General features: G+C 72.7%; 20 protein-coding genes. 9 read left to right on the top strand and 11 right to left on the bottom strand.

What is annotated here, in order from left to right:
- Window positions 1-581 precede the first annotated feature (581 nt).
- The 5 genes from purB to fbaA form a co-directional block, all read right to left on the bottom strand.
- Window positions 582-1,889, bottom strand: coding sequence for an adenylosuccinate lyase (purB, locus tag ABEA15_RS07285; protein WP_345555978.1), 1,308 nt, complete (start codon window positions 1,887-1,889; stop codon window positions 582-584).
- 42 nt (window positions 1,890-1,931) lie between these two features.
- On the bottom strand, window positions 1,932-3,185 hold the full coding sequence (purD, locus tag ABEA15_RS07280; RefSeq protein WP_345555977.1) for a phosphoribosylamine--glycine ligase: 1,254 nt from the start codon (window positions 3,183-3,185) through the stop codon (window positions 1,932-1,934).
- 50 nt (window positions 3,186-3,235) lie between these two features.
- A complete protein-coding gene (locus tag ABEA15_RS07275) occupies window positions 3,236-4,519 on the bottom strand; it encodes an adenylosuccinate synthase (RefSeq protein ID WP_344141240.1) in 1,284 nt (427 codons plus the stop codon).
- 236 nt (window positions 4,520-4,755) lie between these two features.
- Complete coding sequence (locus ABEA15_RS07270; protein WP_345555976.1) at window positions 4,756-5,172, bottom strand: DUF3151 domain-containing protein; 417 nt, start codon at window positions 5,170-5,172, stop codon at window positions 4,756-4,758.
- Window positions 5,173-5,303: 131 nt separating this feature from the next.
- Window positions 5,304-6,326 (bottom strand): class II fructose-bisphosphate aldolase, encoded by a 1,023-nt coding sequence (fbaA, locus tag ABEA15_RS07265; protein WP_344141238.1) that lies wholly within the window; start codon window positions 6,324-6,326, stop codon window positions 5,304-5,306.
- Between the two features lie 330 nt (window positions 6,327-6,656).
- Between fbaA and ABEA15_RS07260 the strand changes: the two genes are divergently transcribed.
- Window positions 6,657-7,088 carry a RodZ domain-containing protein gene (locus ABEA15_RS07260; protein WP_344141237.1) on the top strand — a complete coding sequence of 144 codons (432 nt, stop codon included), beginning with the start codon at window positions 6,657-6,659 and terminating at the stop codon, window positions 7,086-7,088.
- Between the two features lie 55 nt (window positions 7,089-7,143).
- Here the strand turns inward: ABEA15_RS07260 and pyrE are convergent, their stop codons facing one another.
- Window positions 7,144-7,677, bottom strand: coding sequence for an orotate phosphoribosyltransferase (pyrE, locus tag ABEA15_RS07255; protein WP_344141236.1), 534 nt, complete (start codon window positions 7,675-7,677; stop codon window positions 7,144-7,146).
- Between the two features lie 98 nt (window positions 7,678-7,775).
- On the opposite strand from pyrE, the gene cutA reads away from it, so the two are divergent.
- Complete coding sequence (cutA, locus tag ABEA15_RS07250; protein ID WP_344141235.1) at window positions 7,776-8,117, top strand: divalent-cation tolerance protein CutA; 342 nt, start codon at window positions 7,776-7,778, stop codon at window positions 8,115-8,117.
- A 65-nt stretch (window positions 8,118-8,182) separates the two neighbouring features.
- Window positions 8,183-8,743 carry a hypothetical protein gene (locus tag ABEA15_RS07245; RefSeq protein ID WP_345555975.1) on the top strand — a complete coding sequence of 187 codons (561 nt, stop codon included), beginning with the start codon at window positions 8,183-8,185 and terminating at the stop codon, window positions 8,741-8,743.
- Window positions 8,744-9,383: 640 nt separating this feature from the next.
- On the opposite strand, the gene ABEA15_RS07240 is transcribed toward ABEA15_RS07245, so the two are convergent.
- Window positions 9,384-10,148, bottom strand: coding sequence for a hypothetical protein (locus tag ABEA15_RS07240; protein ID WP_344141233.1), 765 nt, complete (start codon window positions 10,146-10,148; stop codon window positions 9,384-9,386).
- A 241-nt stretch (window positions 10,149-10,389) separates the two neighbouring features.
- Here ABEA15_RS07240 and ABEA15_RS07235 point away from each other — a divergent pair, with 241 nt between their 5' ends.
- Genes ABEA15_RS07235 through ABEA15_RS07225 form a run of 3 tightly spaced genes read left to right on the top strand, consistent with a single transcriptional unit; the run spans window position 10,390 to window position 14,532 of the window.
- Window positions 10,390-12,231 (top strand): sigma-70 family RNA polymerase sigma factor, encoded by a 1,842-nt coding sequence (locus ABEA15_RS07235; RefSeq protein WP_345555974.1) that lies wholly within the window; start codon window positions 10,390-10,392, stop codon window positions 12,229-12,231.
- Window positions 12,207-13,892, top strand: coding sequence for an NYN domain-containing protein (locus ABEA15_RS07230; RefSeq protein ID WP_345555973.1), 1,686 nt, complete (start codon window positions 12,207-12,209; stop codon window positions 13,890-13,892). The genes ABEA15_RS07235 and ABEA15_RS07230 overlap by 25 nt, the downstream gene beginning before the upstream one ends.
- A 55-nt stretch (window positions 13,893-13,947) precedes the next feature.
- The gene (locus ABEA15_RS07225; RefSeq protein WP_344141230.1) at window positions 13,948-14,532 is read left to right on the top strand and encodes a tetratricopeptide repeat protein; all 585 of its coding nucleotides are present in this window, start codon (window positions 13,948-13,950) and stop codon (window positions 14,530-14,532) included.
- A 106-nt stretch (window positions 14,533-14,638) separates the two neighbouring features.
- Here ABEA15_RS07225 and ABEA15_RS07220 read toward each other — a convergent pair whose 3' ends face one another.
- Window positions 14,639-14,950 (bottom strand): TetR family transcriptional regulator C-terminal domain-containing protein, encoded by a 312-nt coding sequence (locus ABEA15_RS07220; protein WP_345555972.1) that lies wholly within the window; start codon window positions 14,948-14,950, stop codon window positions 14,639-14,641.
- A 292-nt stretch (window positions 14,951-15,242) separates the two neighbouring features.
- On the bottom strand, window positions 15,243-15,884 hold the full coding sequence (locus tag ABEA15_RS07215; protein ID WP_344141229.1) for an HAD family hydrolase: 642 nt from the start codon (window positions 15,882-15,884) through the stop codon (window positions 15,243-15,245).
- Window positions 15,885-16,296: 412 nt separating this feature from the next.
- On the opposite strand from ABEA15_RS07215, the gene putP reads away from it, so the two are divergent.
- Both putP and ABEA15_RS07205 read left to right on the top strand, forming a co-directional pair.
- A complete protein-coding gene (gene putP / locus ABEA15_RS07210; RefSeq protein WP_345555971.1) occupies window positions 16,297-17,853 on the top strand; it encodes a sodium/proline symporter PutP in 1,557 nt (518 codons plus the stop codon).
- Between the two features lie 174 nt (window positions 17,854-18,027).
- Entirely contained in the window at window positions 18,028-18,600 is a 573-nt protein-coding gene (locus tag ABEA15_RS07205) for a putative glycolipid-binding domain-containing protein (RefSeq protein ID WP_344141226.1), read from the top strand.
- A gap of 35 nt (window positions 18,601-18,635) precedes the next feature.
- Here the strand turns inward: ABEA15_RS07205 and ABEA15_RS07200 are convergent, their stop codons facing one another.
- Window positions 18,636-19,604 (bottom strand): nucleoside hydrolase, encoded by a 969-nt coding sequence (locus ABEA15_RS07200; RefSeq protein ID WP_345555970.1) that lies wholly within the window; start codon window positions 19,602-19,604, stop codon window positions 18,636-18,638.
- 454 nt (window positions 19,605-20,058) lie between these two features.
- On the opposite strand from ABEA15_RS07200, the gene ABEA15_RS07195 reads away from it, so the two are divergent.
- The gene (locus tag ABEA15_RS07195) at window positions 20,059-20,625 is read left to right on the top strand and encodes an ATP-binding protein (RefSeq protein WP_345555969.1); all 567 of its coding nucleotides are present in this window, start codon (window positions 20,059-20,061) and stop codon (window positions 20,623-20,625) included.
- A gap of 42 nt (window positions 20,626-20,667) precedes the next feature.
- Here ABEA15_RS07195 and ABEA15_RS07190 read toward each other — a convergent pair whose 3' ends face one another.
- The gene (locus ABEA15_RS07190; RefSeq protein ID WP_344141223.1) at window positions 20,668-22,221 is read right to left on the bottom strand and encodes a BCCT family transporter; all 1,554 of its coding nucleotides are present in this window, start codon (window positions 22,219-22,221) and stop codon (window positions 20,668-20,670) included.
- Window positions 22,222-22,259: the final 38 nt, after the last annotated feature.

Raw genomic sequence — 22,259 nt, 5'->3', positions numbered from 1 at the left:
CTCGGGTTCAGGGCGCTGACTGGCACTACGAGTCGTGTGCCCGCTGAGGCGGTCCTCATGCCGACTGCGGCAGGCAAGGCGTACTTCAGGCGTAATACCAGGTGGCGCGCCGGTTCCGGAGATGGCGGGTTGTTGGGGCGCCCTTTGCGGGGTGCTGGGCTTCCCGGCGTCCGGGCAAAGGGCGGCTTCCACTGTATGTCCTGCGCGTTCCCTTCGCAGACATCGTGCTTCGGATCACCCGCGCGCCGTCCGCGCAGGAGCGGCGCCGCGGCCGCCGCCGCGCCCGTGACCGGCCCCGACGCGCGCAGGGGCCGGCCGGAGCGGTGCGGTCCGCGCGCCGTGGTGTGCGCAGGCCCGCACGCGAGTACCGGGCGTGTCGCGGCCGGGCCGGCCGCACGGGCCGGTCAAGACGGCTCCAAGGTTGGCCATCCGGGCCCCGGCGGTTGCACAGCGCTGCGCCGGCGGCGGCCCGGACGGGAGGGGGCGCCCAGCGGTGCACGCGCCCGCGCACGGGCCCTGAGCGCCCGCGTGCGGGCGCGCTTACATCCGGCCGGGTAGCCCGGCCGCAGGACCTGCGCGCCCTAGCTGAGCTTCGCCAGGCGGTCGAAGAGCCCGTCCAGCCGCCGCACGAAGCGCTCGGGGCGGCAGACCTCGTCCAGCCGCTTTTCGTCCAGTGCGACGCCGCGCTCGGCGGCCTCCGCGCGCAGCGTCTCGCGGAAGGGCGTGCCCGAGTCCCAGGTGCCCATCGCGGCGGCCTGCACCAGGGCGTAGACGTCCTCGCGCGAGGCCCCGGTCTCGATCAGCTCCGAGACGACGGTGGAGGAGTAGATCAGCCCGCCGGTGGAGTCGAGGTTGGCGCGCATCCGGTCGGTGTCGACGACCAGCCCGCTCACCAGCCGCGTGGTCACGTGCAGCAGGTAGTCGGCGGCGATCGCGGCGTCGGGCAGCGAGATGCGCTCGGTGGAGGAGTGCGAGATGTCCCGCTCGTGCCACAGCGGGATGCCCTCCATCACCGGCACGATCTGGGCGCGCACGTTGCGCGCCATGCCGCAGATCCGCTCGGAGAGGATCGGGTTCTTCTTGTGGGGCATCGCGCTGGAGCCCTTCTGGCCCTTGCCGAAGGGCTCCCACAGCTCCCGCACCTCGGTGCGCTGGCCGTGGCGGACCTCCAGGGCGACCGCCTCGCACACGGTGGCCATGATGGCCAGGCACGAGACCCATTCGGAGATGCCGTCGCGCAGCACCACCTGGGTGGACACGTCGGCCGGGCGCAGGCCCATGCGCTCGGCGACGTAGGACTCGATGCGCGGATCGATGTTGGAGTAGGTGCCCACCGGGCCGGAGATGGCCATCACGCCGACCGCCTCGCGGGCGCGGCGCAGCCGGTCGCGCGAGCGCGCCAGCCCGAACGCGAAGTCGGCGACGCGGTGGCCCCACACGTCGGGTTCGCCGTGGATGCCGTGCGTGCGGCCCACGCGCAGGGTGCCGCGGTGCTCCAGGGCGTGGTCGCGCAGCGCGGCGACCAGGGTGTCGGCCTTGGCCAGCAGGATGTCGGTGGCCTCGACCAGCTGGGCGGCCAGCGCGGTGTCCAGCAGGTCCGAGGAGGTCATCCCGAAGTGCACCCAGGCGGCGGCCTCGCGCGGCTCGGTGTTGTCGGCCCAGGCGGTGAGGAAGGCGATCACGTCGTGCTGGGTGACCGCCTCGATCTCGGCGACCCGCTCGGGGGTGGGCGGCGGTGCGGCGCGCACCGGCTCCACCGCGTCGGCGGGCACGGTCCCGTCGTGCGCGTGGGCCTCCAGCACCAGGGTCTCGACCTGGCACCAGAGCTCGTACTTGTGGGCGTCGGAGAAGACCCGCCCCATCTCCGGAAGGGTATAGCGCTCGATCACCCGCCCATTTTCGCAGGTGCTCCCGATGGTGGGGCCGTCGGCTCAGGCGGTGCCGGCCGCCGCCCGCTCGGCGATGTCGGTGCGGTAGAAGCTGCCGCGCAGGTCGATGAGCTCGGCGGCCTGGTAGGCGCGCTCGCGGGCGCGGGCGAGGGTGTCGCCCGTGCCGACGACGTCGAGCACCCGGCCGCCCGCCGAGGTGAGATCGCGCACCCCGCTCCAGGCGGTGCCGGCGTGCAGCACGTAGGCGCCGTCGAGCGCCGAGGCGGCGTCGATCCCGGTGACCGGGTCGCCCTTGGCCGGCTCGGCGGGGTAGTTCTCGGCGGCGATCACGACGGTCACCGCCGCTCCGCCGCGCCACTCCAGCTTGGTGCTGGAGCTGAGGCCGCCGATGTCGGCTGCCTGCAGCAGCCCGCCGATGGGCGTGGCCAGGCGGTCCAGCAGCACCTGGCACTCGGGGTCGCCGAAGCGGGCGTTGAACTCCACGACCCGCGGCCCCTGCGAGGTCAGCGCCAGGCCAACGTAGAGCAGTCCCTGGTAGCGGATGCCGCGCCGCGCCATCTCGGTGAGGGTGGGACCGACCACGGTCTCCATGACCTCGTCGACCATGCCCTCGGGCGCCCAGGCGACCGGGGCGTAGGCGCCCATGCCGCCGGTGTTGGGCCCGCGGTCGCCGTCGTAGGCGCGCTTGAAGTCCTGGGCCGGCAGCATCGGCAGCGCGTGGATGCCGTCGCTGATCACGAACAGCGACACCTCGGGGCCGTCCAGGTACTCCTCGACGACGGCGCGGCCGCACTCGCGCGCGTGGCGCTCGGCCTCGGCCCGGTCCTCGGTCACCACGACGCCCTTGCCGGCGGCCAGCCCGTCGTCCTTGACCACGTAGGGCGGCCCGAACGCGTCGAGCGCTTCGGCGGCCTGGCCGGGCGATCGGCACAGGCGGGAGCGTGCGGTGGGCACCCCGGCGGCCTCCATGACCTCCTTGGCGAAGCCCTTGGAGCCTTCCAGGCGGGCCGCCTGCTGGTCGGGGCCGAACACCGGGATACCGCGCTCGCGCAGCGCGTCGGCCACCCCCGCCACCAGCGGCGCCTCGGGTCCGATCACCACCAGCTCGGCGCCGATCCGGGAGGCCAGCTCGGTCACCGCGAGTCCGTCGACGGGGTTGATCACATGGTTGTCGGCGTGTTCGGAGGTTCCGGGGTTGCCGGGAGCACAGTGCAGATCGGTCACCCCGGGGTCGAGTGACAGGGCGCGGACCAGGGCATGCTCGCGGCCACCGCCGCCGAGGACCAGGGCTTTCACTTCACGGACCCTTTGTTTGTCGTGGGGAGAGCAGGGGACAGGTCGCGGGGTCAGACCAGGGAGCGCAGCTCGAGGGTCTGGTCGCGCCCCGGACCGACCCCGATCGCGGAAACCGGGGCTCCGGCCATCTCCTCAAGGGTACGCACGTAGGCCTGCGCGGTCTTGGGAAGCTCCTCGAAGCTCCGCGCGTGGGAGATGTCCTCGTTCCAGCCGTCAAGGTACTCGTAGACCGGGACCGCGTGGTGGAAATCCGTCTGTGTCATCGGGATCTCGTCGTGGCGGGTGCCGTTGGCCTCATACCCCACGCACACCGGGATGCGCTCCAGTCCCGACAGCACGTCGAGCTTGGTCAGGAAGAAGTCGGTGATGCCGTTGATGCGGGTGGCGTAGCGGGCGATGGGCGCGTCGAACCAGCCGCAGCGCCGGTTGCGCCCGGTGGTCACGCCGTACTCGCCGCCCTTCTGGCGCAGCCAGTCGCCCCATTCGTCGTGCAGCTCGGTGGGGAAGGGGCCGGAGCCCACGCGGGTGGTGTAGGCCTTGACGATGCCCACGACCTTGGTGATGCGCGTAGGGCCCAGGCCCGCCCCGGAGCACGCCCCGCCGGCGGTCGGCGAGGAGGACGTCACGAACGGGTAGGTGCCGTGGTCGATGTCCAGCAGCGTGCCCTGGGAGCCCTCCAGGTAGACGGTCTTGCCGGCGTCCAGCGCCCGGTTGAGCTCCAGGGAGGTGTCGGCGACGAAGGGGCGCAGCTCGTCGGCGTAGCCCATGTACTCGTCGAAGACCTGGTCCAGCTCCACGCCGCGCCGGTTGAAGACCTTGGTGAGCACCTGGTTCTTGTCGTTCAGCGCGAGTTCGAGCTTCTGGCGCAGGATCTTGGGGTCGAACATGTCCTGCACGCGGATGCCGGTGCGCGAGATCTTGTCGGCGTAGGTGGGGCCGATGCCGCGGCCGGTGGTTCCGATGCGGCCCTTGCCCAGGAATCGCTCGGTGACCTTGTCCAGGGCCCGGTGGTAAGGCATGATCATGTGCGCGTTGGCCGAGACGAGCAGGCGCTCGGTGCTGACGCCGCGTTCGCGCAGGCCGCGCAGCTCTTCGAAGAGCACCGCCGGGTCGATCACGACGCCGTTGGCGATGACCGGAACCACGTCGGGGGAGAGGATGCCCGAGGGGAGCAGGTGCAGGGCGTACTTCTGGTCGCCGATCACCACCGTGTGCCCCGCGTTGTTGCCTCCCTGGTAGCGCACCACGTAGTCGACCCGGTTGCCGACCAGGTCGGTGGCCTTACCCTTGCCCTCGTCTCCCCACTGGGCTCCAACGAGCGTGATCGCCGGCATCCGGGTCTACCTCTTCATTCGTTCGACCGAGCGTGGATGGTCGCGTGCACCGCACATGAGCAAGCCCCTGGCGCAAGCAAGCGACAGGGGCCCTTGCGCATTGAGCGTACACGACCCGTGCTGAGGCGTTAAGGGACGATCCCCCGTACGGGGGCGGTGAGCAGCGGCGTCGGCGCGCCGCCCGGCCGGGGCGCCGGAGGGGTGTCGGCCACCACCGGTGGCCCCGGCCCGGCGCGCTAGGCGTTCAGCGCCTCGGCGGCGGTCGCGCTGCTCTCGCGCAGGAAGGTCGAGCAGCGCCGGGCCTCCTCGGTCTCGCCGATGGCCTCGGCCGCGGAGGCGAGCATGTGCAGGGCGCGCAGGAAGCCGCGGTTGGGCCCGTGCTCCCACGGGATGGGGCCGTGGCCCTTCCACCCGGCTCCGCGCAGCTGGTCGAGCCCGCGGTGGTAGCCGGTGCGCGCGTAGGCGTAGGCGGCGACGTCCTCGCCGGCCTCGAAGGCGCGTTCGGCCAGGGCGGCCCACGCCGCCGAGTAGGCGGGGAAGCGGGCGGCGACCTCGGCCGGGTCGGTGCCCGCGGCCAGCGCCTCGGCGGCTTCGGGGGTCTCGTTCAGGTGAGTGGCGGGCGGCTCGCCGAGCAGGTTCTGTTGCAGGTCCATGCCTCCATCCTGCCAGCGCCGCCCCGCCTGATGGCGTGCCCGGCCGCCCGCGTCCGCCCATGGAAGTGTGGCGACCGGGCACGCGCTGGCCCCCGGTTCGTGGGGAACCAGGGACCGGCCTGGGGCGGGCGCTACTTCATCTTGTTGCCCGCGGACTTCAGCTGTCGGCAGCCCTCGACCACGCGCGCGGCCATGCCGGCCTCGGCCGCCTTGCCGTAGGCGCGCGGGTCGTAGGACTTCTTGTTGCCCACGTCGCCGTCGACCTTCAGCACGCCGTCGTAGTTCTTGAGCATGTGGTCCGCGATGGGCCGGGTGAAGGCGTACTGGGTGTCGGTGTCGAGGTTCATCTTCACGACGCCGTAGTCGATGGCCGCGTGGATCTCGTCAAGGGTAGACCCGGAACCGCCGTGGAAGACGAAGTCGAAGGGCTTGGTCTTGCCGTACTTCTCGGACACGGCCTCCTGGGCCTCCTTGAGGACCTCGGGGCGCAGCTTGACGTGCCCGGGCTTGTAGACGCCGTGCACGTTGCCGAAGGTGAGGGCGGTCATGTAGTAGCCCTTGTCGCCGGTGCCCAGCACCTCGGCGGTGCGCAGCGCGTCGCCGGGTGTGGTGTAGAGCTTCTCGTTGATCTCGCCGACGACGCCGTCCTCTTCGCCGCCGACCACGCCGACCTCGATCTCCAGGATGGTCCGCGCGGCGTTGGACGCGGCCAGCAGTTCCTGGGCGATCTCCAGGTTCTCCTCCAGCTCCACGGCCGAGCCGTCCCACATGTGCGACTGGAACAGCGGCTGCTGCCCCTTGGCCACGCGCTCGGAGGACTCGCGCAGCAGCGGCCGGACGAAGCCGTCGAGCTTGTCCTTGGGGCAGTGGTCGGTGTGCAGGGCGATGTTGACGGAGTACTTCTCGGCGACGATGCGGGCGTACTCGGCGAAGGCGATCGACCCCGTGACCATGTCCTTGACGGTCGCGCCGGACAGGAACTCCGCGCCGCCGGTGGACACCTGGATGATGCCGTCGCTCTCGGCCTCCGCGAAGCCGCGCAGCGCGGCGTGGAGGGTCTGGCTGGAGGTCACGTTGATGGCCGGGTAGGCGAAGCCCTGCGACTTCGCGCGGCCCAGCATCTCCGTGTAGACCTCTGGGGTAGCGATAGGCATGGTGTTGACTCCCTGGTTGGCCTGGAGTGTCTTACGAGCGGCCCCGGCTGTCTCCGCGGAACCGCCTCTTGTGCGGAAATACCCAGTGGGTTGCCGGAGCAAGTATCGCGAAGTCGGCGTCGGAACGAAAGGTCTAGACCAAACCGGCGGCCGTGCACCGCCGCGCGGCCACCCCGGTTCCGGCGGCCGCGCCCGCACGTGCGCCGATCGTCGAGACCGGTCACCCTACGTGTTTTCGACGGCTTGAACGGAGAGCAGGGGCGCGATTCGGACATATATCTGGCGTCCTACCGTCGAATGTCCGCGGTGATACACGCTACATTCAGCAGCGTGGGACGACATCGCAACGATCCGCGAGGCATCGCCCAGATGGTGGCCATCGGCGGAGTGATCGTGCTGTTCATCACTCTCGTGATCCTCGGCGGATTCTTCCTGTACAAGTCGCTGCCCTCCGGGAGCGACGCCGCCGCCGTACCCGAAGGCGCGGCGGGCACCACCGCCGACGCCCAGGCCGAGGAGATGCAGACCGGCACCCTGTACATCAGGGCGGTCGGCGAGTCCAGCGAAGTGGTGGTGACCGTACCCGGCGGCGACGTCCTCGCCGACACTACCCTGCGGACCGACGAGTACCTGAGCTTCACCGAGGAGCGCACCCTCAGCGTGACCATCGGCCGGCCGAGCGAGGTCGAGGTCTACGTCCACGGCGAGCGCCGGGACGTCGCCGGCGAGGACCCCGGCTACAGCTTCGCCGTCCAGCCCTGAGCGCTCACCCGGCACAGACCGCGGGCCGGGCGCTCCGCCTGTGCCGCCCGCGCGCTCAGACGTCCAGCTCCTCCGGCCGGAACACCGTCCGGTAGTCGAGCCCCTCCGCTTCCACGCGCGCCCGTGCACCCCGGTCGACGATGACCGCGACTCCCACGACCTCGGCCCCCGCCTCGCGCAGCGCCGCGACCGCCGTGAGCACCGAACCGCCCGTCGTGGAGGTGTCCTCCACCGCCAGCACCCGGCGACCGGCCACATCCGGCCCCTCGATCCGGCGCTGCAGCCCGTGCGCCTTGCCCTCCTTGCGCACCACGAAGGAGTCCAGCCGCCGCCCCTGCGCGGCCGCGGCGTGCAGCATCGCGGTCCCGACCGGGTCGGCGCCCAGGGTCAGACCTCCCACCGCGTCGTAGCCCAGGTCGGCGGTGGCCTCCAGCAGCGTCCGGCCCACCAGCGGCGCACTCTCGCCGTCGAGGGTCACCCTCCGCAGGTCCACGTAGTAGTCGGCCTCCTGGCCGGAGGAGAGCGTGACCCGGCCGTGCACGACGGCTTTATCGTTGATGTGTCGAAGGAGTTCGTCGCGGTCGCTCATGATCACCGAGCCTAGGGTGCGCCGGCCACCGCTCGGAGCGCACGGGCCCGCCCGCGCCCGCGGCGGCCAGCAGCCGAGCAGCGGATCGGAGCCGAGCGATGGCTGAAGAGCGCGAGCACGCGGACGCGCACGTGCGCGTCGAGACCACCAGCGACACCCGCGAATCCGCCGACGACCTCGCGCGCTCGGTGGTCGACCGGCGCCTGGTCGCCTGCGCCCAGGTCGAGGAGCCCATCACCAGCTACTACCGGTGGGAGGGCGAGATCTGCGCGGACCGGGAGTGGCGCGTGGTGATGAAGACCGCGCGGGACCGCCTGCCCGACCTCGTCGAGCACCTGCGGTCGGTGCACCGCTACGACGTCCCCGAGATCATCGCCGTACCCGTCGAGGGCGGCAACCCCGGCTATCTCGCCTGGCTCGTCGAGGAGACCCGGCCCTGAACACCGACAGCCCCGGCCTCATCCTGCTGCACAGCCCACTGGAGTACCCCGCGCGGCTGCGGGGCGTGCGCGACGCCCTGCGCGACCGCGGCGCGCACGCTGACCTGGCCGAGATCACCGACGACGACGGGCCGCCCTACGCCGCCCGCTACATCGCCCGCGCCGCGCTGGAGATCCGCAGGCTCGCGCCGCCCTCGCCGGTCGTGCTGGCGGCCCGCGGTGCGGCCGGGCCGCTGCTGCCGCAGATCGGCGCCGCCCAGCGCGCGGCCCACCGCCCGGTGGCCGCGTACCTGATCGCCGACTCGCTGCTGCCCCAGCACGGCTCGCACTCCCGCGCCGAGCTGCGTGCCGCCCAGCTCGGCGACGGAGTCCCCGATCCCGGTGCGGCGGGCGCCGAGCGCGAGCGGCCGGCGGAGTTCTACACCGAGGCGCTGCCCATGGCCGCGGACTGGCCCGACGCGCCCTGCGGCTACCTGCTCACCGGCGGCGGACCGGCCGCCTGCGCGCGGCTCGCAGGGCTGCGCGGCTGGCCTGTTCTGGACCGCGGCGATGCCGGCGCCCCCGAGGGGGACGCCGGCGACGAGGCGCTGGCCGCAGGCCTGCTGGAGCTGCTGAGCATGCTCTGAGTCCGCTGCGGGGGATCGCCGGGGACCGGCGGGCGCGAGCGCGAACGGGCGGAGTGCGCGGGCTCCGCGGGCACGGCCCACGACCGGAACCGCCGGGAGTGCCGCCGCCCGGATGCGCCCGCGTAACCCGCCGCATCCGGGGGCGCCGAGGGCACGCCGCGCCGTTTCCGACGCGCCGCCGTCGCGGCATTCGGGTGCCCGGAACCGGGCGGGGCCCGGGCGAGGGCCGGACCGGCGTCGACCCGGTGCCGCGGCGGCGCCCCCCTCCGTGCGCCGCCGCGGCTCGGCTCCGCCGAAGCGGATGCGGAGGCGCGCCCGCCTCCCCATGCGGACGCGCCTCCTGGGGGCGCCGATGCGCCCCCAGCCGCCGGCCGGCGTGTGCGGCCGCCCTCTCCTCGGGGCCAGAAGACCGCCGCCATGCCGGTGGCTGAGCCGGAGCCGTGAGCTCCGGCACACGCCGGCCGGTGGCGCCCGCCCCTCAACGGGCGCGTTCTCGGCCGGCGGGCCGCCGGCTGCGGGCCCCGCCCCCCTCTGGCGAAGCCGCGCGCTCCGGCGGCGTCGGGAATCGTCTGATCTGTCGGTGGTCGGTGGTCGGTGGTCGGTGGTCGGTGGCCGGTGGCCGGTTGTTGGTTGTTGGCGGTCAGTCGGTGTCGTCGGTCGTCCGTCTCCCCAGGTCCTGCACCATCGCCAGGGCCGATGCGCAGGTCGGAGGCAGCGCCAGGCTCCACACGCGGGCGCCGTGCTCGTCCCGCGCAACCGCGTGCAGCCGCGGCAGCCGCTCCCGCAGCTCCGCGTCCGCGGGAGCGAGCGCCGCTATCCTGCTGCGGCCGACCAGGGCCAGCGACTCGCCCCGGGCGAAGAACCGGCCCAGCTCGTGGCCGAGCACGATCAGCCGCGCCGTGCGCCGCCAGGGGTCCAGCCCTTCGGGCAGCGCCACGGCGACCAGCCGGTGCGCCGCCGGTCCGCCCGCCGCGGGATGCGGCGCGCCCCGGTACAGCTCGCTGATCCTGGTGCGCAGGTAGGCGGCGTTGGCCAGCCCGGTCAGCGGGTCGCGGCAGTCCTCGCGGGAGCGGCCGCCGTCCTCCCACCCCGCCGCCAGGGCGGTGACCATGTCGAACGGAGGCTGGGCGTCGCCCAGTGCGTCGAAGAGGGCCGCGAGGTCGTCGAGCGCACCGCTGATGGTCGTGCCCGCGCGCGCCCGGGCCTGTCCGAGCCGCCCGCAGGCCTCGGCCAGCCCCTTCCCCTCGACGACCGCGGTGCAGACGGCGTCGACGGCCGGTGTCCACCAGTCCTCGTGCGGCTCGGCCCGCCGCTCGCGGCTGCGCCTACCCCACACCTCGCGCAGCCGCCGGCCCGTCGTCAGGCCGTCGCACAGCTCGAAGCCGCCGGTGTCGCATCCCCACATCGGTGCTCTGCTCCCGTCGTCCGGTGCACGGCGCCTCAGCGCCTTCACGCTTAATCACGGACTTGGGTGGCGGTCATGACGCGAGTGCGGGAACATTTTTTGCGGAAGGGCTCCTGCGCCCGCGCCATCCCCTCGGATCGCCCCCTCCAGCAGGAGCCCGCACGACCTGTCAGCCCCGCCGAACACGGCCGAACCGGGGCGGGAACCACACACTGCGGACCGCAGAGCAGAAGGGCGGCGCATGACCGAACCCCACGTCGAGGACACGGAGTTGCTCGTCGGTGACGGTGAGCTGCTGACGCGGGTTCGCGAAGGCGACAACGAGGCCTTCGAGGAGCTCTACACCCGCCACGTCGGCGCAGCCCGCGGCCTCGCCCGCCAGTTGGTGCGCAGCGAGAGCGAGGTCGACGACGCCGTCGCCGAGACCTTCGCGCGCGTACTCGCGCTGCTGGGGCGCGGCGGAGGGCCGGCCGACGGCTTCCGCCCGTACCTGCTTACCGCCGTGCGCCACGTCGTCTACGACCGGTTCCGCGGCGAGAAGAAGCAGGTCGTCACCGACGACATGGACGTCTTCGACTCCGGCGAGCCGTTCGTCGACCCGGCGCTGGCCGGACTGGAGCGCTCGCTGATCGCCCGCGCCTACCTGTCGCTGCCCGAGCGCTGGCAGGCGGTGCTCTGGTACACCGAGATCGAGGGGGTCAAACCGGCGGAGGCCGCCACCAGCCTCGGTATGAACCCCAACAGCGTCGCGGCGCTGGCCTACCGGGCGCGCGAAGGGCTGCGCCAGGCGTACCTGCAGATGCACCTCGCCGGGGGCGCCGCCGAGGCCTGCCGTCCGGCGGTCAGCAGACTCGGCGCCTACGTGCGGGGCGGGCTCGCCAAGCGCGACACCGCCGACGTCGACCGGCACCTCGACGGCTGCGGAACCTGCCGCGAGGTCTACGCCGAGCTGATGGACGTCAACGTCGGCCTGCGGGGGATCGTGCTGCCGCTGGTGGCCGGCCCGGCCGCGGCGGGCTACCTCGCCGCGGCGGGCGGAATCCCGGCCGGAGTCGCCGGATGGTGGCAGCGGATGCCCAAGCGGGTGCAGCAGGCCACGGCCGGCGGCGGAGCCGTCACGGCGGCGGTGGCCGCCGTCGCCTTCGCGCTGGTGAGCGCCGAGGAGCCGATGGACCCGCCGGAGGCCCCGCCCGCCGTTGCCGCGCCGCCCGCGACGGAGGAGCAGCCTCCCGCGCCCGAGCCGCCGGCTCCGCCGCCCGCCGGCGATCCGCCCGACAGCGCCGAGCAGCCGGACCCGCCGGACCCGGCCGACGACCCGCCGCGGCGGGAGGTCAACGCGAGCGCGCCGCCGCCTGAGGAGAAGTCCGAGGCGCCGCCGGAGGGGCCCGGGCCGCCGGAGGCGCCGGAGGCCCCGGCTCCGCCGCCGGACGTCCCGGACGCCCCCGAAGCTCCGAACCCGCCGAACCCGCCGGGCCCGCCGGAGGCGCCCGAGCCGCCGCACTTCGACCCGCCCGGTCTCGGGAACCCGCCCGCGGAGCCTCCGCCGTTCGACCCGCCCCAGTTCGATCCGCCGGGCGCGGGGCAGCCGCCCGCCGCCCCGCCTCCCGGGGCAGGGCGGCCCGCGCCGCCCGGAGGCGCCCCCGGCGGCGGACCGCCGGCGCACCCGCCCGGCCTGGGCAAGGGCGGCCCGCCCGGCGGCTTCCGCCCAGGTCAGAGCAGTCAGAGCGCCGGTTTCTCCGCCGCGGCGGGCACTGCCTCGCCGGCCGGTCCGCTGCAGGGGCCGGCGCGCGCCGGAGCGGACCGGCCGTACGCCGTGCACAGCCCGTCCGCCGCTCGGGCGGTCCGGCCCGCCCGCACGGTCGCGGGCCACGCCGCACCGCCTGCCTGGGGCGACATGGGGCCGGGGAGCGGCGGCCGGTGGCGAGGCGGCATACAAAGCCGCGCAGACTTGGCTAGGCTGTGGCCCGGCCTGTCCAACGGCTCAGCGCCGGACGCCGACAGGACCGGGAGCGTGGTAATCGCCCCGGCAGACCAACCAACGGGAAGGGGCGGTGTCGCGTGGATCGCTGCGCGCTATTCGTAGACGCCGGCTACCTCCTCGCCGACGGTGCGATGGCAGTGCACGGAACCCGCAACCGCGATTCCGTGTCATGGGACTACGCGGGACTCGTGCAACTCCTCAACGAAGTGGCACGCGACCGCACGCAGCTCCCGCTGTTGCGCTGCTACTGGTACGAGGCGACCGCCGACGGCCGCCGCACCCAGGAGCAGGACGGAATCGCGGACATCCCCGGCATCAAGTTCAGAGCCGCGCGCATCCGTCCCGGCAGACGGGAGGGCGTCGAGAGCTACGTCCAGCGGGACCTGACCACGCTCGCACGCACGGGGGTGCTGTGCGAGGCGGTCCTCGTCAGCGGTGACGAGGACATGGCCCAGGTGGTTTCGGACGTCCAGGACCTCGGCGTCCGCGTCACCGCCGTGCACATCTCGGTCGAGGGCAACTGGACGATCTCGCGGTCCCTGCGCCGCGAGTGCGACGACCTGATCGAGATCGGCGCGGGCCACCTGCGCCCGCACGTCACATTGCTGGCGGGCGCGGGAGAGGACGACGCGGCCGAGACCACGGCGCCGCTGAGCAACGGGCGCTCGCACAGTCCGCCGGAGATGCCGCGGCGCCCGGTGGCCGCCAAACCGCAGCCGGGCCGGGTAGAGCCCGCCGCGGCGCCGTCGGGCGGCTACGAGCCCGCCTTCGCCGGTACCGGCGGGCAGCCGGCCATGACCGGCAGCGCCATGGACCAGCTGCGTGCGATGCAGCAGAGCATCGCCCAGCAGCGCGGCGGCGACCACCTCGCGCCGCAGGGTGCGGGCGGCGTCGATCCGCAGCGCTCGCCCTCGGGCCCGATCGACGCCAACGGCTTCCCGTCGGGCGGGCAGACGCCTCCGCACATGGGCGGGACCGGCGCGCACAGCAGTATGGCGGGCGGCCAGCAGCCGGGGGGCGACCCGGGCTACGGGATGCCCGCCAACACCGGTCCGCACCCGGGCATGCACGGCGCACAGAACCCCTACGGACCGCCGCAGGCGCGCCAGGCGCCTCCGCAGCACCAGCCGGGGCCGCCGACCGGGGGCCACCCCCCGCAGCAGCCCCACCCGACCGGGGGGCACCCCGTCCCGGGCCATCCCACGGGCGGCCACCCCTCGATGAGCGGCCACGGGTACGACCGGGAGAACCCGCCCGCCCGGAACACGCCACCGCCCGCACCGGATCCCCGGTACGGGCCGAACACCGGCGAGAACCCGGGGTTCGGAGGTAACACCGGGCCAAACCCTACTTTTGGGGCCAGTACGGAAGTTGACTCCCGGTTCGGGAGCCCCGGCGGAACCCGGTCAGGTTCCGCCGCGGGTACTGGCCCCCAGCCCGACCACCGCCTCCAGCACGGCCCGTACACCGACCCCACGCCCAGCGTGGGGCCGCCTCCGCCCGGAGGATCGTCGCACTCGATGGACGACGCTGTGAACGTCGCGCGCCGGGAAGGGCACGACTTCGCGGAGTCGATCGCCCGCGACGCCCCCGCGCTGTGGATGGAGGCGGTCCTGGTGCGCCGCCCGCGGATGCCCTCCGACCTGGAGGCGCGCCTGCTGCAGGGATCGGCGCTGCCGATCGACTTCCTGCTGCGCGACGAGGTCCGCGAGGCCCTGCGGCAGGGGTTCTGGGGTGCGCTGGAACGCGCGGCCCGGGGGTGAGCGGCGGGCGCGCCCACCGTGCAGCGATGATGTTGGGGAGCGAGGGAGGGTGGCAGTGACCCGTGTGACGACGGCCGATCTCGACCGGCTGGAATTCCGTGCCGTCCAGTCCGGCGACCATGTCGACGTCGCACTGGAGCTCCTCGGCCTGGCCAACAGCGTCGACTCCGACAGCGAGATCTCGCGCGCCGAGGTCTTCGTGCGCGCCGGCGAGCAGTGGGAGATGGCCCAGGAGTTCGAACGGGCCTCGGCCGCCTACCAGCGCGCCATCGACGACGGCGGGACGACGATCGTCGACGCCCGCGCGCTGCAGGCCGGCGCCCTGCTGGAGCTGGACATGATCGACGCCGCCTACTCCCAACTGGAGCGGCTGCGCACCGAGGGTCCGCGCAACCTGCCCACGTTCATCCACATCGCCGAGACCCTCCAGGCCCACGGCGACCTCGGCGGCGCCCAGACCTGGGCGACCCTGGGCATCGAGCGCTTCCGCCACCAGGACGTGTCGTCCTACATCCACGACCTGCTGCTGGAGCTGCTGCGCGCCAGGTTCCGCATCCGGATGGACCTGGGACTCGGCGAGGACGCCTTCGACCGCCTGCTCGACGACTGGAACCAGCACGACCACCCCGACGGCCGCTGAGCGACCGCCGGGCGACCGGGCGGCCACGCGGCTGCAGCCGGCACACCATCGCCGATCTTGTAGCCATCGAGATCGGAAGTCGCTTTCCTTCGCGCTGGCTACAAGATCAACGGGGCTCGGTCGCTGTCGATCGGCGGTCACCCGGTGCCCAGGAGTCCGTGAGGCCGGGCCGCCGACGCCGGCCCGGACCGGTCGGCCGGGGCCGCGGGCGGTCGATGCCGGGCTCGACCTGGCCGCACTCCGAGCCGTCGGTCACCGCGGTCGCGATCTCCCCGCGCAGCCGGGCCGAGGCGGCCGCAGCGATCTCGGCCAGGCCTGGATTCTCCAGTGAGCGCCCGCCGAAGGCCTGCATCACGCGGTACTCCGAGCGCCGCTCGTCGTCGAGGGGAAGCGGTTCGCGGAGGGCGGAGTGGGGCACGACCGCGATGGTGCCGCGCGCCGACGCGCCCTCGGCGCAGGCGGGCCCACTCGGCGGCGAAGCGCCGTCGCGGCGGCCACCGGGGCCCTCGGCGGAGTCGTGGCGGCCTGGTCGGTGGCCGTGCCCCTACCGCGTTCCGCGACGGGCGTGGCCGACCTGCGCCGTGTCGGGCTGTGGCAGCCCGACGCGGCCGGCCCGCTGGGTGCGGTCGCCGCGGCGGTCCTCGGGGTGGCGCTCCTGCGCGCTGCGGCGGCCGCGCGCGTGCTGCGGCTGTGCGCTCGGAGCGCCCGCGTCAGGCCGCTCCGGCGAGTTCGCGGCCGCGGCTGTAGGCGTCGAGCAGGCTTGTGCCGCGGTACTCCGCTCGGGCGATCCCGGCCAGGTGGTGGTCGGCGTTGACCGCGACACTGTGGGCGACATGGCCGAAGAGCGGGGCGTCGGACATCGAGTCGCCGTAGGCCACGCAGTTGTGGAGGGGGAGCCCGGCCGAGGTCCGGGCCTCCTCGACGATGCGGACCTTGTCCTGCGGCACGAGGACCGCGTCGGGGTCGAGCGGGCGGGTGAACGGCAGGGGCGGGAAGCGGGACGCCGCGACCTCGTCGAACCCGAAGCCGAGCAGCCGCCGGGCGAAGAAGTCCGGGGAGAGCGTGATCACGATCGAGTGCTCGCCGCGCTCCCGGATGTCGGCGCACACCTCGGCGATCCCGTCGAGGAAGGGCGCGCCGGAGAACGCCTCCTCGACGTGGTCCTCGGTGAGCTCCGACCACAGGGCGTGCAGGGTCGCCGAGAAGGCCGTGGTGTCGATCTCCCCGGCGCTGAACGCGCGCTCCAGGTCGAGCAGCTCCGCCTCGGTGCCGCAGATGCGCGCGACCTGTACCGCTGCGCTGGTGCCGCGGATGAGGGTCCCGTCCATGTCGAAGACGTGCAGGAGGCTCATGCCCCCCGTCCTACCATCCGGCCCCCGGTGGCGGCCCGTCGTTTTCCCGGCCCCGTTCCCGGGTCCGCGCCGGCCCCCGCGGCCCCGCCCGTTGCGGGGGCTGGGCCCGCCCTCTGGCGCCCGCACCGGGCGGCCGGTGGCGTTGCCGGTCACAGACGTATGCGGGGGTCAACGGCCGGTGCCGAACGGTCGGCGCCCGCCGTGTCCGATCCGACGAGGTCTCGGACGATCCATGTGCGATCAGACAATCGCGGCCCGGCGCCTTGCGGCAATCGGACAAGTGTGCCGTGCGCAGGACTCGGCGCGGTATCGAAGGCGTCCTCACTTCCATATCGGTCATTGCCCGCAACCGCGATCGACCGGGAGTATCCATGCATTGCCCGACGACCGGCCAGCACAGAAGGGAGCGCCGATGGATACGTCGATGCTGGCGTCGATCGCCACGTTCGCCGCGTATTTCGTCGTCATGATCGCGATCGGGATCGGGGTGTACAACCGCACGAGGTCGCAGTCGGACTTCGTGCTCGGCGGCCGGAAGCTCAACAGCTGGGTCGCCGCCCTGAGCGCCAACGCGAGCGACTTCAGCGCCTGGCTGCTGCTCGGCCTGCCCGGCGCCATCTACCTCTCGGGCCTGGGTGAGGCCTGGATCGCGGTCGGACTGGGTATCGGTTTCGCCGCCAGCTGGTGGCTGATCGCCGGGCGCCTGCGCGTCTACACCGAGCGCGTCACCGACGCCCGCAGCGGCGGCGACTCCGACTCGCTGACGCTGTCCTCCTACCTCGAGAACCGCTTCGCCGACCGCAGCGGCGTGCTGCGCCTGGTGTCGGCGGTGCTGATCCTGGTGTTCTACCTCTTCTACGTGGCTTCCGGGCTCGTGGCGATGGGTGGCCTGTTCAACCAGGTCTTCGGGATGCCCAGCGCCCTCGCGATCGTCGTCGGCGTGTCCATCGTGGTCCTCTACACCTTCCTCGGCGGCTTCCTCGCCGTGAGCCTCACCGACGTGGTCCAGGCCGCGATGATGTGGATCGCGCTGCTCATCGTCCCGATCGTGGGCATCGTCGCGATCACCTCCGACCCGGCCCGTGAGGCCGGGAGCATCGCCGACGTCCTCGGCGGCGTCGAGGGCAGCATGGGCGACGCGCTGGCGCCGATCGTCATCATCTCGGGCCTGGCCTGGGGCATCGGCTACCTCGGCCAGCCGCACATCCTCGCCCGGTTCATGGGCATCCGCGCGGCCACGGACGTCCGCAAGGCCGGCGCTATCAGCGTCACCTGGGCCTTCAGCGCGATGTTCATGGCGCTGGTCCTCGGCTTCACCGGCGCCGTGTACTTCCAGACCCCGCTGAACGACCCGGAGCAGGTCTTCGCCCAGCTCATCCAGGCCCTGCTCAGCCCGTGGGTGGCCGGTCTGCTGCTTGCGGCGATCCTGGCCGCGGTGATGAGCACCGCCGACTCCCAGCTGCTGGTCGGCGCGTCGGCCGTCACCGAGGACGGCTTCCGGCTGTTCCTGCGGGGCCGCGTCTCGACGATGGCGCTGGTGTGGACGAGCCGCTGCGCGGTCATCGCGATCGCGGTCGTGGCCGCCGCCATCGCCCTGTCGGGCAACAACACCATCATGGGCCTGGTCAGCTACGCCTGGGCCGGGTTCGGCGCCGGGTTCGGCCCCGTCATCCTGCTGTCCCTGTACTGGCGCAACATGAACCGCGCCGCCGCGCTGGCCGGCATGATCGGCGGCGGCGTGACCGCCATCCTGTGGGACGTGCTCGACAACGACGGCGTCCACCTGGGTCCCCTCTCGATCGACGCCTTCGGCACCGGTCTGTACGCGATGGTTCCGGCGGTGGTCGTCAGCCTGATCGGCATCTTCGTCTTCCAGTACGTCGGCCGTGCCACGCCCGAGATGGAGGCCGACTTCGACCGGGTCGAGCTTGAGTTCTCCTCCCCCGGCACCGCGTCCGCCCAGCGCTAGTCCGCGCACGGAGCGACCGCTGACGGCGGCCGCACACGCCCCTCCCGGCGTGTGCGGCCGCCGTCGTTCTGCCGTGGGCGGGCGGAAGCGGCGCGGCGCTGGTCCCGGCCGTGTCGGCTCCGCCATGACAGCCGGGCTCTGGCGTGTAACCGGGCGTACCGGTAAAACGGTTGTATGTCCTCCACAACCGCAGATCCGGTCGCCTGGTCGCGGGTCGACGTCTCGGCCGGACTCGGGGTCGGCGCGGTACTCGCCGAACCGGGCGGGTACCGGCTGGAGGCGGGCGAGACGGTCGCCGACGGCGGCGACCGCTTCTCCACCCGCGTCACCGTGCACGCCGACCTCGCCTGGTCGAGCCGCAGCGCACGGGTGGAGGTCCTCTCCTCCGGCGGAGCGAGCGCCGTCGAGCTGGCGCGGCAGGCCGGCGGCTGGTCGGTGGACGGGGTGCGCGTGCCCGAGCTCGACGGCTGCGCGGACATCGACGTCGCCGCCACCCCGCTGACCAACACCCTGCCGATCCGGCGGCTGGGGCTGCGCCCGGGCGAGTACCGCGACATCTCGGCGGTGTGGGTCGACGTGCCGAGCCTGCGGGTGCGGCGGCTCGGCCAGCGCTACACCCGGCTGTACCCCAGCGAGGGCCGCGATCGCTACGAGTACCGCGACACCGCCTTCGGGGCCTTCGTGCTCTCGGTGGACCGCGACGGAGTCGTGGTCGACTACGAGGGCCTCGCGGTGCGCGTGCACTAAGAGCGCGCGGCCGCGGCGGGGCGGCGCCGAGCGCCCTACTCCAGGCCCGCGATGGGCCGCCGGGGCTTCACCGGGCGGGAGAGGAGCCCCGTCAGGTAGTCGAAGAACTCTTGGGCGTCGACGTCCTCCACGACCGTGGCGTTGGGCTCCAGGCCGTGCACGCCCCACGACATGGCCGAGTATCCGCGGGTGATCTCGCCGCTCGTCTCCACATCGACGTTGTAGCGGGCGCTGGCCCGCACCAGTTCGGGGTGCAGCAGCAGCGCCGCGGTCAGCGAATCCGGGTGGGTCGTGCCGTCGATGCCCACGCTGCGGTCGAACTCCAGGGTCGGCCCGCAGATGCGGGTGAAGAACCGCGCCAGCGGTGTGCCCAGCTCGGCGATCCGGGCGAGCTGGGCCGGGCCGAACACCGCCCGCTCCAGGGTGAGGGGGTGCCAGGGCACCACGACCGTCTCGAAGCCCGCCGCGAGCACCGCCTTCGCGGCCTCCGGGTCGACGTAGAAGTTGAACTCGGCCGCCGGGGTGATGTTGCCGCGCCCGTTGTTGGAGCCGCCCATGATGTAGAGGGTCTGCACGTTCGCGGCGAACGAGGGGTCCTTGAGAGCGGCGGAGGCGATGTTGGTCAGCGGGCCGATCGCCGCGACCGAGAGCTCGCCGGGGTTCTCGGCGGCCAGCCGCACCAGCGCGTCCACGGCGTGCTCGTCCGCGACCGACAGGTCGGAGACGTCGGTCGAAAGGCCGCCGGCCCCGTCGCCGTGCACGTTCTCTGCGCTGACCCAGGGGCGCATCAGCGGTCGCCGGCAGCCCGCGTGCACCGGCACCTCGCCCAGCCGGCCCGCAGCGTTGAGGGTGAGGAAGGCGTTGCGGATTTGGCGCTCGAACCCGACGTTGCCCGCGACCGTCGTGACGGCCCGCAGGTCGGCCTCGTCGTCCAGCAGCCCGACCAGCAGGGCGACGCAGTCGTCCTGGGCGGTGTCGGTGTCGATGACGAGCGGAACTGGCATCGCTGCTCCCGTGGCCGGTCGGGATCCGGTCTGCGCCTAAAGGCTAGCGCCGCGGTCGGCGCGCTTCGCGTCGAGAAAACTTTCAGAGGACTCACGATTTCGGTCGATGTCCGACATCTGGCAAGTTTTACCGGACACTCTGGGGTTTGGGAGCGCTCCCGACTAGACTTGCAGCAGGCCGGGAGGTCATCGGGGTGGAAATCCCGTGAAGATCGTTTAACCGGCGCAATTGTGTATACAATCTGCTGAGAAGGTTGTCGAAGTGCCGCTGGTGCGGCAGAATTCGGCGATGGATGGTGGTTCCTCTGGGGCTGGTGCGACCAGGTCGCCGCCCAAGGCCGGTGCGAGCGCGGACCGTTCCCGGCCTATCGGTGCGACGGTCCGGCGGCCCGATCGGGGCGGTTGGTCCCCCCTGGCCCGAGGAACGGCAAGCACCCTAAGGCGGTGGCCCGATATGGCCCAGGTCGACGGAGTGGACGACGACGTCGGAATCTACACGCTGCAGGCGTTCCGCACATTCCCCGGGACGCCTGACGAATGCCGTGAAGCCCGGCTCTGGGCGCGCACGCGTATGCGCCCCTTTCCGGACGTCGCCGACGCGGTCGAGCTCGTCGTCAGCGAGTTCTTCGGCAACGCCATCCGCCACAGCGCCTCCGGCGAGCCGGGCGGCGCCGTGTTCATCAGCCTCGTCGGCCTGGTCTCGGGCGCGCTGCACCTGGAGGTGCACGACGAGGGCCCGCGGAGCGACCTTCCCCGCACCGCCGCCCGCGTGGTCTCGCCGGACCTCGAACGGCCTGACGGCCGCGGCCTCTTCCTGGCGGCCGCGCTGACCAAGGAGTGGGGCCGACTGCCCGTCCAGGGCGGTCCCGGCTACGCCGAGCGCGGCTACACCAGCATCTTCGACGCCGTCGGCGAGCACGACGGCGCCGAGCACACCGGCCCCATGATCACCTGGGCCGACTTCACCACCGCGGTGCGCACGGTCGGCGCCGCGGCCACCGCGCGGAACATGGCGAGCTGACTCCGCCCGCGCCCGTTCGGCGCAGGCGGGTGCGGTCGCCGGCTACGGTGCGATCTCCGGGCTCCTGGGCTGGCGGCAGTCGGTGGTCAGCGCGCGCACCAGTGCGACCATCATCAAAAAGCCGATCACGAAGAACGGCAGCCCCACTACGATGATCACCTCGGTCAGGGCGTCCAGGCCGCTCTGCCCGGTCGCCGCCAGCAGCGTCGCCGCCACGACGCCCTCGGTCACCGCCCAGAACACCCGCTGGCGCACGGGCCCCGCGGTCTCGCTGCCCGAGCAGAGCATGTCGACCACCAGCGACGCCGAGTCCGACGACGTGGTGAAGAAGATCGCCACGATCACCACCGCGAAGCCCGACACCAGTGTGGTCAGCGGGTAGTTCTCCAGGAACGCGAACAGCGCGCCCGGGATGTCCTGCTGGTCGACCACCGCGTGGACCAGTCCGCCCGGGCCGTTCATCTGGATGTTGAAGGCCGACAGCCCGAAGACGCTGAACCAGATGATGGTGAAGGCGGTGGGCAGCCCCAGCACGCCGAAGATGAACTGGCGGATCGTGCGCCCCTTGGAGATGCGCGCGATGAAGATGCCCACGAACGGCGACCAGGTGATGGTCCACGCCCAGTAGAAGACGGTCCAGTCGCCCTGCCATCCGCTGTGGCTGAACGTGTCGTTCCAGAAGGAGAGCGGGATCAGCCAGCTGGCGTAGATGCCGACGCTCTCGATGACGCCGCGCACCAGGTACAGCGGCGCGCCGGTGACGATGATGAACAGCAGCAGCCCGACCGCCATGACGATGTTGATGTTGGACAGCCGCCGCACGCCCTTGTCCAGCCCGAGCGACACCGAGGTGACGGCGATGAGGGTGATCACCGCGATGATGACGACCTGGGAGGTCTTGCTCTCCGGTACGCCGAACAGTGCGGACAGGCCGCTGTTGATCTGCAGGGTGCCCAGCCCCAGCGAGACGGCGACGCCGAACAGCGTGCCCATGACGGCGGTGATGTCGATGACGCGTCCGATGGGGCCGTTGATCCGGTCGCCCAGGAAGGGGTGGAAGATCGAGCTCACCCGCACCGGCAGTCCGCGCTTGTAGATGAAGTAGGCGAACGCCAGCGCCGGCAGGCAGAAGATGGTCCAGGTGTGCAGGCCGAAGTGGTAGAGCGTGTAGGCCATGGCCTGCTCGGCGGCCGCAACGGACTGGGGCCTGACGTCGCCCTGCGGGGGCTCGGCGAAGTGGCTGATCGGCTCGGCGACGCCCCAGAACATCAGGATGGTGCCGATGCCCGCGGCGAACAGCATGGCGAACCACGTGAGCGTGCCGTACTCCGGGCGCTGATCCTTGCCGCCCAGCCGCACGCGGCCGTATCGGGTGAGCGCGAGCCCGACCAGGAAGATCAGAAACGTCGTGACGCCGAGAATGTAGAACCAGCCGAGTTTGGTGAGGATCCACGCCGACGCGGAGCCGAACAGCGCGTCGATGGCGTCGGTGAACGCGATCGATGCGACGACGAACACCACGGTCAATCCAGCCGAAACGGAAAAGATGACCGGGTTCGTCTGGAGCCCGAGCCTGCGGCTGAGTTTCTGCACCATCGGTTTTCCTTTCAACGGACCGCCGGTGAGGACCGCCT

The organism is Streptomonospora halophila, from assembly GCF_039542725.1.
In the GTDB taxonomy this organism is placed as follows: domain Bacteria; phylum Actinomycetota; class Actinomycetes; order Streptosporangiales; family Streptosporangiaceae; genus Streptomonospora; species Streptomonospora halophila.
This window is presented reverse-complemented; position numbering and strand designations above follow the sequence as displayed.